The organism is Neptuniibacter sp. QD34_54 (assembly GCF_047778055.1).
In the GTDB taxonomy this organism is placed as follows: domain Bacteria; phylum Pseudomonadota; class Gammaproteobacteria; order Pseudomonadales; family Balneatricaceae; genus Neptuniibacter.
The window spans coordinates 3473909-3486777 of sequence record NZ_CP180546.1 but is presented as its reverse complement, the minus strand read 5'-3'; the positions used below and the strand labels follow the sequence as shown (position 1 = coordinate 3486777).

The window sequence follows — 12869 nt, the reverse complement described above, 5'->3', positions numbered from 1 at the left end:
TCTGCTCCTAATGGGAGTGAATCTTAAACAGTGCGCTATAAATCGATGAAGCGTATTGCACTGTTTCTTTATAGGTTTAAAGAAAGATGGTGACTAAGAGATGAATTTCAAGGCTGTAAAAACAAAAAGCCCATCGACTTAAGGATGGGCTTTTAGCTTTTACTGTTTGATTCGCAAAGGCTGGATATTTTGCTGAACCAATTTGTCGTAGGCTTTAGATAAGCGCGAGCGGTTATCGAATGGGCCGACACGCACCCGATACCATTGGGTGCCGTCTTTACTGGTGCTGATATTGGTGTGGACGTTTGGCAGTCCAAGTAGTATCAACTGAGCGCGCATTCTCTCGGCATCGGCTTTGGCCTTAAATGAGCCGGCTTGTAACAGATACTTATGTTGAGTTTTGGCATCTTTCGGCGTGGATTTATACACATCCTTAGGTGCTTCAACTTCGCTCTCTTTAAGCATTTCGTAAAATTCGAAACGGCTCTTATCAGTTGACGCTGTCGACTTCTCAACCACCGGTGCCTGACTTTTAACTGGCTTTGATGGAGCTGGTTTCGGCTTTTCAGTCGTCTGAGCAGGCTTAGGCTTGCTGTTGGCCAGTGGCGTGCTGGCTTCGCCAGGATCAACCTTAGTTAGGTTATATAAACCGTAACCAAGGCCGCCCAGCAGCAATAAGGTTAACGCCAGTAGCCCAGTAGGAAAGCGCTTTTTCTGCTTAGCAGGGGCTCTCTTTGGGGCAGGCTTAGCGCGGCTAGCTGAAGCTTTACCACGCTTGGTTTTGGCGTAATCCTTACGAGATGCCATCTACTTACATTTGCTCCGGTGCAGATACGCCTAGTAGATCCAAACCGTTTGCTAGTACGTGACGTACTGCTACAGCCAGTGTTAGACGCGCGTTACGTACATCCGCATCTTCTACTAGAGTCTTCTCTGAGTTGTAGTAAGTGTGGAACTCTGCCGCTAGATCTTTCAGGTAGTTAGCGATCTGGTGTGGCTCACGTGCATTGGCTGCATTCTTAACCACTTCTGGGTATTTGCCCAGATTGATCACTAGGTTCTTTTCAGATTCTAGCTCTAGCTTATCTAGTGCAGCGATGCCTTCAGCTTCGTTCCACTCCAAGTTGCCTTCGCTTAGTTTGCGGAAGATAGAGCAAACACGCGCGTGAGCGTACTGGATATAGTAAACAGGGTTATCAGCAGACTGAGAACGCGCCAAGTCGATATCAAAGGTTAGATGGCTGTCAGACTTACGTGCTGCTAAGAAGTAACGTGTTGCATCACGGCCTACTTCGTCGATTAGGTCGCGTAGGGTTACGTAGCTACCTGCACGCTTGGAGATCTTAACCTCTTCACCACCGCGCATAACGGTAACCATCTGGTGAAGTACATAGTCAGGCCAGCCCTGAGGGATGTCTGCTTTAAGTGCTTGAAGACCTGCACGTACACGTGTGATCGTGCTGTGGTGGTCGGCACCTTGTTCGTTGATAACCGTGTCGAAACCGCGCTGCCACTTATCAAGGTGGTAAGCCACGTCGGGTACGAAGTAAGTGTAACCGCCATCTTTCTTGCGCATTACACGGTCTTTGTCATCGCCAAAGTCCGTTGTGCGTAACCAAAGTGCGCCGCCATCTTCGTATGTGAAATCGTTTTCGATCAGCGTTTGAACGGCAGCTTCTACTTTGCCTTCTGCGTATAGAGAAGACTCTAGGAAGTAGACATCAAAATCTACTGCAAACGCTTTAAGGTCTAGATCCTGTTCGCGACGTAGGTAAGCAACAGCGAAGTGGCGGATAGATTCCAGATCATCTGCATCTTTAGCGCCAGTGAAAGACTGGTCTTCAGATTCAACCGTATCGCCAGCCATGTAGCTGTTCGCTAGGTCGATAATGTAGTCACCGCGGTAACCATCTTCAGGCCAGCTTGGATCATCTGGTGTTAGGTTTTTGCAGCGTGCTTGTACCGACAGCGCTAGGTTGTTGATCTGTTGACCAGCATCGTTGTAGTAAAACTCACGTGTCACATCCCAACCGTTCGCTTCCATGATGCGGCATAGGCAGTCACCTACTGCTGCGCCACGACCGTGACCGATGTGCAGAGGACCAGTCGGGTTTGCCGATACAAACTCAACCTGAACTTTTTTACCTTCGCCGTTATTGTTACGGCCGTAGTTGTTCTTCTGCTCCAGAATGTTTTTCAACAGAGAGCTAGTAGACGCACCACTGATAAAGAAGTTGATGAAGCCTGGGCCCGCAATCTCTGTGCGTTTTAGGTTGTCTGATGCTGGTAGTGCGTCAACCAATTTCTCAGCCAGTTGGCGAGGGTTGCAGCGAGCTGGTTTAGCTAATGTCAGAGCGATGTTAGAAGCGTAGTCACCATGAGATTTATCACGGGTGTTTTCCACCATGATTTTAGGTTCTACGTCGGCAGGCAAAGTGCCATTTTCAATCAGTGTCTTCAGGGCGGAGTCAATCAGCTCTGCAATTATCTCTTTCATTAGCGTACAAATACCGTTTGAAGTAAGTCGGTGAGCCCAAGGTCGATCAATTTGATCGGATGGGGCTTCAGAAGAACCGCGTATTATCCCTGTAAAATCTGCCTATGTTAAGAGCTGAAAGGCGAGATCTGCTTAAAAAGTATCCGCTGGATCGACATCTATAGACCAGCGTACTTTTCGAGACTCTTTATTTTGCTCCAGATACCAACACAGGTTGGCTAATAACTGATGAAGCGCTTTACGATTTTGCGCATAGATCATCAGCTGTGCTCGATGCATACCCGCACGTTTTTCCATAGGTGCTGGGAAAGGTCCGATCCAATGGGCATCTTGTGGTAGCAGCATGTCATCTTCCAACTGCTGTCTAATCGCACTCAAAAATGATTCGGCTCGACCATTTTGTGTGGTTTCTGCGCGAAGCAATGCGTAGTGCGTAAACGGCGGTAGTTGCGCCATTTTACGGTTATGCAGCTCCTCTTGCGCGAATGCGCTGTAACCATGCTGAACCAGTGTTTGCAGGGTTGGGTGATCTGCGTGGTAGGTTTGCATCATGACTGTACCCGCATGGTCTGCACGGCCTGCGCGTCCAGCAACTTGCAGTATTAACTGTGCTGTACGCTCCATACCGCGGAAATCAGCGCTAAATAAGCCGCTATCGGCATTAATGATTGCGACCAGCGTAACCCGTGGGAAATGGTGCCCTTTGGCGAGCATCTGCGTGCCGACCAAAATGCAGGGGGCGCCACTGTTTACCTGATTCATGATCTCCTGCATCGCGTTCTTTCGCTGGGTACTGTCGCGGTCGACACGAATCACCGGGAAGTTCGGGAAAAGCTTCTGCAGTGCTTGCTCGCTGCGCTCAGTTCCTACGCCAACCGGCTGCAGTTGATCGCTATTACATTCAGGGCAGCGATGCGGAATAGCGGCTTGTTTGTCACAGTGGTGACAGTGCAGATGCGCAGGACGTTGATGCAACGTCATATGGGCATCACAGCGGGTGCAGTCTGCTATCCAGCCGCAATCGTGACAGGTTAACGTCGGCGAGAATCCACGGCGATTCAAAAACACCAAAACCTGAGTGCCGCTTTCTAGGTGCTTCTTTATATTCAGTATCAATTGCGGCGACAGGCCATCTGATAAGTTCTCCTGCCGGATATCCAACAACCTGAATTCAGGAGGAGATGAGTTACCCGCGCGTTGAGTCAACTTGAGCCAGTGATAGCGGTCTTCGATCGCATTCTGTAGCGTCTCTAAAGAGGGTGTGGCACTGCCTAAAACAATAGGGATCTCTTCCGAACGGGCACGAACGACCGCCAGATCGCGAGCGGAGTAGCGGAAGCCGTCTTGTTGCTTAAACGAAGCATCATGCTCTTCATCAATAATAATGATGCCGGGCGCTTTCATCGGCGTAAAAATAGCCGAACGGGTACCAATAATTATCCTCGCAATGCCTTCGCGCGCTTGTAACCATGCATCCAAGCGTTGGCGATCGGTTAAATTGGAGTGCAGGGCAACAATAGGTACGCTAAAGCGTTGCTGAAAGCGCGCTACGGTTTGCGGTGTCAGGCCAATTTCGGGTACGAGTACTAAGGCTTGTTTGTCTTCATTAATTATCTTTTCGATCGCTTGCAGGTAAACCTCGGTTTTACCTGAGCCAGTGACACCTTCTAATAGACAGGCATTAAAACCATCAAATTGAGCGATCTGCTTTACGCAATTATCTTGCTCTTCATTTAAAGGAAGAGGTGACTCATGCAGAATCGGACCTGTGTGTTGTTTATGTTCGCGCTTAAATGATTCGGCGAGCTGCTTCTCTTGTAAGGTTTTAAGGGTGGCGGACTGCCCGCCTTCTGCACGGAAAGCATCGCCGCTGATTCCTTGGGGATGATCGAGTAATAGCTGCAATGCCTCCAATTGGCGTTTAGCGTTGCTCTTGATAGTACTTAAGCAAGCGCCTTCGGTGGCGCGCCATAAAGTTTCGTGCTGATATTCGCAGGCTTGACCTTTACGCAGTAAAACCGGTAGTGCTTGTTGTAGGGCATCGCCCTCGGGGTGTTGATAATAGCTTGCAGACCAACGTGCCAGTTTAAACAGGTGAGCAGGCAGAGGCGGTGTGTCATCTAAGATCTGTGAGGCACTTTTAAGCTTGTTATGATCAAACTCACTGCTTTGCGCCACCTCGACTAAAATACCAATGACTTCTCTGTTCCCAAACGGGGCTAGAACGCGAATACCGGGCTTTAATGAAAGGGGATCGATCCCTTCCGGGCAGTGGTAATCGAACAGTCTGCGTAGGGGGCTAGGAATGGCAAGCCGTAAAATGCTCATATATGCTTAAATTGCTCACTTTTTAAACGGTTTTAAGTTGCGCAGCATTATATCGATGCGTATAATTCGCCGCCTACTTAACGTACCAGTTATTTTGCTGGTAGTTTAAATCAATGCGGTGCCTGGCAGAAGATCAGGTGGCGGCATGAATCTAATGAGGTTTATCATGAAAGCTGGTATCCACCCGGAATACGCAGAAATTAACGCTACTTGTTCTTGCGGTAACGTTGTTAAAACTAAGTCCACTCTGGGCAAAGACATCCACTTGGACGTTTGCTCTTCTTGCCACCCGTTCTACACTGGTAAGCAGAAAGAAGCTACTTCTGGTGGTCGTATCGATCGCTTCAACAAGCGTTTTGGCGGCCGCGGCATGAAAAAATAAGTGATGTCACTTATGAGAATTTTGAAAAAGGCGCTCCCATTGTGGTGCGCCTTTTTTGTTTCTGGTTACAGTGCTGCTGTTACCGCAGCTCAGTGTGAACAACCTCATCATGCTGAAACGGTAAGCGTTGCGCATATCTATGATGGCGATACAGTAAAACTGACCGATGGTCGTCGTGTTCGTCTTATCGGTCTTAATACCCCAGAAACTGCCAAGGAAGACAAACCTGCTGAAGCTTATGCTGATCAAGCAACCACTCATCTGAAAACCTTGTTAAAAGGTGCTGATCTAGCGTTAGTGGTCGGTAAAGAGCCAAAAGATCGCTACAAGCGTTGGTTGGCTCATCTTTATGCTGATGGCCAGCATGCTGGAGAATCTCTGCTTGAGAACGGTTTGGCCTACCATATAGCGGTACCGCCAAATCTTGCTTACCTTGATTGCCTTAAATCTGCAGAACTACGTGCGGTAGATGCCAAGCTTGGGTTGTGGAATCAAACTCCGATTCGAGATGTGGCTTCGCTAAAAAATCGTGAATCAGGCTTTAGAATCTTAAAGGGTAAAGTGGCAGCGGTTAAAAAGATCCGTTCTGGTTGGATTTTAGAGATTGGTGACGAGTTAGCCGTAAAATTTAGCCCTATTGTTGCAGAGCAGCTAGGAGGCAAGGCAAAAATTGAAGATTTTGAGGGTAAAGCCCTTACAGTAAGGGGCTGGATTAAGCCAAAAAGTCATAACGCACCTGCACACTACCAACCTTGGTTGATGACTATTAGCCACTCTGCACATATAGATCATTAAACAATATTCCTATCTTTATGCGACTTCTTGCAGGTTTTTTTAGTACTTTAGGTTTAACCTAAAGAAAAAAAGCCTGTTGCAGGTGCGGAATAGTTGTTCGACAAATCTGTTTTCTATATAGTTCTGTGTTCGACTTTTTAACTAGATTGGAACAGCAGCTATGTCTGATGATATGAAACAAGCCGCTCTTGATTACCATGAGTTCCCACGTCCAGGTAAAATCAGTGTGGAACTGTCTACAGACGCTGAGTCTCAGCGTGATCTTTCCTTGGCGTACAGCCCGGGTGTAGCAGAGCCGGTTCGTGAAATCGCAAAAGATCCTGAAAATGCATACCGTTACACGGCTAAAGGTAACTTAGTCGCAGTAATTTCTAACGGTTCTGCAATTCTAGGTCTAGGTGACTTAGGTCCATTGGCTTCTAAGCCAGTAATGGAAGGTAAAGCACTGCTGTTCAAGCGCTTCGCTGGCCTTGATTCTATCGATATCGAAGTTGACGCTGAAAGCCCACAGGCATTCATCGACACTGTTGCGCGCATCGCGGACACTTTCGGTGGTATCAACCTAGAAGATATCAAAGCTCCAGAATGTTTCGAAATCGAACGTGTTCTGATCGAGCGTTGTAACATCCCTGTATTCCACGATGATCAGCACGGTACAGCTATCGTAACAGCTGCTGGCATGATCAACGCACTAGAAGTTGCTGGCAAGAAGCTAGAAGAAGCTTCAATCGTATGCCTAGGTGCTGGCGCTGCAGCTCACGCTTGCATGAAGCTGCTAGTGAACATGGGTGCTAAGATTGAAAACATCTACATGATCGACCGTACGGGTGTTATCCACTCTGGCCGTGAAAACCTAACTCCAGAGAAAGCAGCGTTCGCGTCTGAAACAGACAAGCGCACTCTAGACGATGCTATCGACGGTGCTGACGTATTTGTTGGTCTATCTGGTCCTAACCTGCTTTCTGCTGAACAGCTATCTAAAATGGCTGCTAACCCAGTTGTATTCGCATGTGCTAACCCAGATCCAGAGATTCGCCCAGAGCTTGCTCACGAAACTCGTGATGACGTTATCATGGCGACAGGTCGTTCTGACTTCCCTAACCAAGTAAACAACGTACTTGGCTTCCCATTCATCTTCCGTGGCGCAATGGACGTTCGTTCTACTGCAATCAACGAAGAGATGAAAGAAGCAGCTGTACGCGCTCTTGCTGATCTGGCTAAGACTCCAGTTCCTCAAGAAGTACTTGATGCTTACGGTCTAGACTCTCTAGAGTTCGGTCGTGATTACATCATCCCTAAAGCAACAGACTCTCGTCTACTGGGTGCTGTATCTACTGCAGTTGCTCAAGCAGCGATCGATTCTGGTGTTGCTCGTCTGCCACTACCAGACAACTACCCACTGTCTTAATCGACACTGGGGTACTAAAAAAAACCGGCTTAGGCCGGTTTTTTTGTGTCTGTAGAAAACTATAAAAAAATATAGGTTTCTGTTCGGAATTTAAGAAATTAAGAATTTTTCCTAGTTTCACATAGAGTATTATTCAGTAAGCTTAACTAGGTAAAAAACTTAGGTACAAGATCATGGAAGATGACAAAAGATCCTGCAGTAATTGTGAGAAGCAAGAAAGACTCGGCTTTCCACATGCTGACCTAAAGCTAATTAGCTCAATCCCTGAAAGCTCGATCTATCGCTGTGAATGCTGTGGCGCATTCTGGATTCACGATGGCGAAGACGGCTGGGAAAATCTGGATTTCGACACCCTTTGGGGTTTTGCCTGCTAACGCAGTAGCCAGATAGAAAAAGACATATTAAAAAAGCCCTGCTAGTTTTGCTAGCAGGGCTTTTTGTATTTTTTGAGCATTAAACAATGCACTAAGAGCGTTCTATAACATCAAGATACCCTGCGCACGATGATTTAAAATAGTTATTACGGCATAGTATGCGGGTAATAATGTATGGGCTCTGGTATGCGAGACAGGAAAATCTTATTTGTATTCTTAATTTACCTCGTATGTCTAGGTCTTACTCTGTCTGTTGGCGTTTCTCTTTTTCAGCGAAGTCTTTATATCGAACTTGATCAAAAAGTGAAGAATGAAGCTGAAAATGTCAGTACCTATTTCAATAAAGAACTTGCCCGTTATGCACATATTCCAGAGCTGTTAACGAACCATTACCAAATTCGTCAACTACTGCAGTTCAATACTGGAGCGCAGGAATTAAGCCTACTGTTACTTGATATCGCAAAAACGACCGGTGCAAGTGAAGTGTATGTGCTCGATCTGAAAGGCGATGTTGTTGCTGCAAGTAACTTTCAAAACGCATCGAGTTTTATTGGCGGCAACTTCGCTTTCCGTCCCTATTTTCAGCAGGCAATAAAGGGTCAGAATTCGACGTATTACGCCCTAGGTGTGCGTTCTAAAGAACGTGGCATCTTTTTTTCCTCTCCGGTTTACGTAGACGAAAAAATCATCGGTGTTGCTGCTGTAAAAGTAGATGTTTCCAGATTTGAACAGGATACAGAATGGCTGTCTGGCCAGCATTCTACAAAGTTTATGGTATATGGGCCTGACAATGTCATCTTTATGTCTAATCATCCATTCTGGCGCCTCAAGCAGCTCAGCGAGAGCGAAGAATTGAGTTGGGCGCAGATTCAAGAGAGCCAGCGTTACCTCGACCTGACGCAAAGTATCTTAAATAACAGCAAAAGAAAGTATGCACTTGCTGATTTGCAGCAGTGGCAAATAGAGTACGCCGAGGCCGAGCAGGGTTTGTATTTTTATGGTGAATCCAGCTTGCCTAGCATGAGTCTTAAGCTGGTTACGTTTAGCCCCGCGGCAACGGTGGGCTATCAAGTCACCAATTTTATGATTTGGCTCTCGCTGGGGTATAGCGTGGTCTTTGTTTTGGCGTTCTACCTTTATCGACGCTTTGCTGGCTATCGTCAGTTGCTGTATACCCGCAGGGCGCTAGAACAGGAGATATCGGTTCGCACTGATGAGTTAGATAAAGCGCATAAAGCGCTTATGCAGTCGACTAAGCTAGCTACGATTGGGCAGATGTCAGCTTCGATCAATCATGAAATCAATCAGCCACTCAGTGCTATGAATGCTTATATAGCTGCCTGTCGGCGATTACTTGATAAGGGCGAGTACCAGCAAGCTAGAGCAACACTTAATACCATTCAGGATATGACTGAGCGAGTGCATAAAATTGTTTCACAGTTAAAACAGTTCAGTCGGAATAAAGAGTCTTCATTAGCTTGGTGTGAATGGTCTAAATGCCTTGATGCCGCTTTAGTTGTGGTAGGGCCCCAGATCACAAACTATAAAGTAGATTTGTCTGTGGAGCGCTACAGCGGTTTTGTTTGGGGTGAGGCATTAAAGTTAGAGCAAGTTCTAGTGAACCTCTTATCTAATGCTATAGATGCTATGTCTGAGCAGCAGGAAAAATCTATTAGTATCAGCTTTAGCCAAAGAGAAGGTTATGTGGATATTCATATAACCGACAGTGGTATTGGCTTGGACCTGCAAAATATAGACACTATATTTGATGCTTTTTTTACCACTAAGTCCGATCAAGGCTTAGGGTTGGGCTTATCTATCTCGCGTAACATTATTCGTTCTTTCGATGGTGAGCTGACGGCTAAGAATGCGGATTCTGGGCTTGGGGCTACATTCACGATCTCGTTGAAATCAAGTAACACTGGAAGCAATTAAAATGACAAAAGTTTGGATTATCGACGATGAAGAGATCATTCGTGACTCCCTTAGCCAGCTTCTAAAGATAGAAGGTTATGAAGTCCAGGCGTTCGCGAACGGTACGCAGGCTTTAAAAACACTGGATGAGCATTTCCAAGGTGTTGTGATTTCAGATATTAATATGCCAGAGATGTGCGGCACCAAGCTTCTTAGTGAGATCCAAACCATCGATGTTGATATACCGGTCATCATGCTAACCGGCTATGCCGATGTACAGCTTGCAGTCTCATGTTTGCATCAAGGAGCTTACGATTTTTTTGAAAAGCCGATCACTGAGCAGCTGTTGGATAGTGTTAAGCGTGCCAGTGAAAAAAGAGCCCTTGTCCTAGAAAATCGAGCACTTAAAAGTAGTTTGAAAGCAGTACCAGAAAAAGGGGTGCGGATACTTGGCGACACCCCTGAAATGAAAGATATGATGCGGCTACTTAATACCGTAGTTGATACCCCAGCAGATGTTTTGATTAGTGGTGAAACCGGTTCCGGTAAAGAGATGGTTGCGCGCTACTTACATGAGATGAGCAGTCGCGCTGATGCAAATTTTGTTGCGATTAACTGTGGCGCTATACCCGAAAGCCTAATTGAGAGTGAGTTGTTCGGGAGTAAAAAAGGCGCCTTTACCGGCGCGACAGAAAACCGTACCGGGCAGCTAGGTTTCGGCCAAGGCGGTACTATTTTTCTCGATGAAATAGAAAGCATGCCTATGTCTATGCAGGTGAAAATGTTGCGGGTGTTAGAAGACAGAACCATTACTCCCGTTGGCAGTAATACTGCAATCCCGCTGGATGTTAGATTTGTAGCAGCAACTAAAATTGATCTGCTTGAACTCGCGGAGCAAGGGTTGTTTCGCACCGACCTCTATTATCGTTTGAACCTAGTTAAAGTGGATATACCCCCTTTACGTGCGCGCAAAGCCGATATCCCATTGTTGTTTAAACACTTTAGCTCTATAGCTGCTGGGCGTTATCACAAACCGCTAACAGCGCTTGCTAGTGAAGAGTCCAATCAACTCATGGCTTACCATTGGCCGGGTAATGTTCGTGAGCTGCGCAATGCCGCTGAAAGAAGGGTGTTGCTTGGGATGCCAATTTCGATCGACGCCGATCAACCAAGTGTGGCTATGCCAGAGGATCTTTCCTTAAGTGAAAAGGTCGCTTTTTTTGAATGCGCTGTAATAGAGGAGGCCTTGAGCCAATCCTCCGGTTCCGTAAAAGAGGCGATCTCGCTACTGCGCGTACCCAGAAAAACCTTTTACGATAAGTTGGCAAAATACGGAATTCAAAGACGAAGTTTTGTAAAAGACTGAGCTAGTGCATTAGCGTGGTTTATACCGCAAAACGTTGACTTAATTAGCCCTGTTTTCGTGATTTATCTATGTGTGGTTTTAGTGACAAATCACCCGCTAAGGCTGTGTGGCTATCCGCATTATGTACCTTGTTTAAAAATAGCTATTCTTTTTAACTTGTTGAAAGTAAATAGTTTTTTAGATTGTTTTTAAAGCTGGCAATACTCTTGCTATCTCTTCTTCCCATGACGTGAAAAGTAAACGTTCACCAATTTAAATACCGTTTAAATTAAGGTTGGAAGAATAGTATGAATGACAAAAATAAAAAGATACCTTGGCTGATGTTATCCCTCGGCCCTTTAGTCATGTTGATGACATTATTGATCGATCCGCCTTTTGCGGGGCTTTCAGTTGAAGCTTGGCGCACCGCCGGATTAGCGTTCTGGATGGCGAGCTGGTGGATATCCGAAGCGGTTCCGATCCCTGCGGCCTCTCTATTACCTTTATTTGTAGTGCCTGTTGCAGGTATCGCAAACATCAAAGCGGTTGCTGCACCTTATGCTCACCCACTGATTTTTCTATTCCTAGGCGGTTTCCTGATCTCTATCGCAATGGAGCGTTGGAACCTGCATAAGCGTATTGCGCTAAAAACTATGCTACTAGCAGGCACCAAACCAAGTATCCAGATTTTGGGAATTATGTTGGTGACGGCATTTCTGTCGATGTGGATGTCCAATACAGCTACAGCGGTAATGATGCTACCTATAGCGCTATCCGTAGTGAAAATTGTCACCGACCGTGAACCGAACAATGAGAGTTTTGCTAAAGCAATGCTCTTGTCCATCGCTTATGCTGCTAGTATCGGCGGTATAGCAACGTTGATTGGTACGCCACCGAACGCGCTGATGGCTGCATACCTATCTGATAGCTATGGCATGGAAATCGGTTTTGCACAATGGATGGCGATGGGTCTGCCACTATCAATTATCATGCTGATAGTAGCGTGGGTTCTGCTTACCAAAATCAGCTATAAAGTCGATCAGGCTGGTGCGGTTAGTGCTAAATCTGTATTTAAAGAACAGTTGCAAGCGCTAGGGCAGATGTCTGCTGGCGAAAAGAAGGTGTTGTTTATCTTCCTATTTGCGGCAATCGGTTGGGTAATGCGTCCATACCTCGCTAAGTGGACAGGTATTGGTATCTCAGATACCGGAATCGCAATGGCGGCGGCTATTCTGCTATTCGCCTTGCCAGTTAAATCCGGCGATAACGAACGTGTTCTAGATTGGGAAAGCGCACAAAAAGTACCTTGGGGTATCTTGATCCTATTTGGTGGTGGCCTAACTCTGGCGGCTACCATTAAGTCTTCAGGCTTAGCTGAATTTATCGCTCTACAGATTCAAGGTGCAGACACTGTTTCCCTAATTGTGGGTGTGTTGATTGTTACTGCGTTGATTACCTTCTTGACGGAAATCACCAGTAACACAGCAACGGCGGCAGGCTTCTTGCCGTTATTAGGACCAGTGGCTGAGTCGATTACAGGTACGCCGCTTGTATGGGTTATTCCTGCAGCGATTGCAGCCAGCTGCGCCTTTATGATGCCTGTTGCTACTCCGCCAAATGCGATTGTGTTTGGTTCAGGTCGATTGAAAATGGCAGATATGATGCGTGCAGGTTTTGTGTTGAATTTTGTTGCAATAGGCCTGATTACACTTGCCAGCGTAACTGTTCTTCCAGCAGTGTTTGGTGTGTAGAAACTAGTTTTTAAGAGTAATAAAAAAGCCACCCGAAGGTGGCTTTTTTATTTGTATTTGGTGGGATGGCGGGGG

Annotated in this window: 10 protein-coding genes; 7 read left to right on the top strand and 3 right to left on the bottom strand. The window is 46.3% G+C overall.

The window, feature by feature from the left end; all coding sequences use genetic code 11:
• Positions 1–159: 159 nt before the first annotated feature.
• The 3 genes from ACMXYP_RS15985 to ACMXYP_RS15975 form a co-directional block, all read right to left on the bottom strand.
• Complete coding sequence (locus tag ACMXYP_RS15985; RefSeq protein WP_415882630.1) at positions 160–807, bottom strand: SPOR domain-containing protein; 648 nt, start codon at positions 805–807, stop codon at positions 160–162.
• Between the two features lie 4 nt (positions 808–811).
• Positions 812–2497 carry an arginine--tRNA ligase gene (gene argS / locus ACMXYP_RS15980; protein WP_415882629.1) on the bottom strand — a complete coding sequence of 562 codons (1686 nt, stop codon included), beginning with the start codon at positions 2495–2497 and terminating at the stop codon, positions 812–814.
• A 132-nt stretch (positions 2498–2629) separates the two neighbouring features.
• The gene (locus ACMXYP_RS15975; RefSeq protein WP_415882628.1) at positions 2630–4825 is read right to left on the bottom strand and encodes a primosomal protein N'; all 2196 of its coding nucleotides are present in this window, start codon (positions 4823–4825) and stop codon (positions 2630–2632) included.
• A gap of 166 nt (positions 4826–4991) precedes the next feature.
• On the opposite strand from ACMXYP_RS15975, the gene rpmE reads away from it, so the two are divergent.
• The 7 genes from rpmE to ACMXYP_RS15940 all read left to right on the top strand — a co-directional run bounded on the left by rpmE (position 4992) and on the right by ACMXYP_RS15940 (position 12794).
• Entirely contained in the window at positions 4992–5207 is a 216-nt protein-coding gene (gene rpmE / locus ACMXYP_RS15970) for a 50S ribosomal protein L31 (protein ID WP_415884686.1), read from the top strand.
• A 12-nt stretch (positions 5208–5219) separates the two neighbouring features.
• Complete coding sequence (locus ACMXYP_RS15965) at positions 5220–6002, top strand: thermonuclease family protein (protein ID WP_415882627.1); 783 nt, start codon at positions 5220–5222, stop codon at positions 6000–6002.
• A 160-nt stretch (positions 6003–6162) separates the two neighbouring features.
• Positions 6163–7410 (top strand): malic enzyme-like NAD(P)-binding protein, encoded by a 1248-nt coding sequence (locus ACMXYP_RS15960; RefSeq protein WP_415882626.1) that lies wholly within the window; start codon positions 6163–6165, stop codon positions 7408–7410.
• 173 nt (positions 7411–7583) lie between these two features.
• Positions 7584–7784, top strand: a complete 201-nt coding sequence (locus tag ACMXYP_RS15955; protein ID WP_415882625.1) for a hypothetical protein — start codon at positions 7584–7586, stop codon at positions 7782–7784.
• A gap of 186 nt (positions 7785–7970) precedes the next feature.
• Positions 7971–9719 (top strand): ATP-binding protein, encoded by a 1749-nt coding sequence (locus ACMXYP_RS15950; RefSeq protein WP_415882624.1) that lies wholly within the window; start codon positions 7971–7973, stop codon positions 9717–9719.
• A 1-nt stretch (position 9720) separates the two neighbouring features.
• Positions 9721–11064: a sigma-54-dependent transcriptional regulator gene (locus tag ACMXYP_RS15945; RefSeq protein WP_415882623.1), complete on the top strand. Its 1344-nt coding sequence runs from the start codon at positions 9721–9723 to the stop codon at positions 11062–11064.
• A gap of 287 nt (positions 11065–11351) precedes the next feature.
• Positions 11352–12794: an SLC13 family permease gene (locus ACMXYP_RS15940; RefSeq protein WP_415882622.1), complete on the top strand. Its 1443-nt coding sequence runs from the start codon at positions 11352–11354 to the stop codon at positions 12792–12794.
• Positions 12795–12869 lie beyond the last annotated feature (75 nt).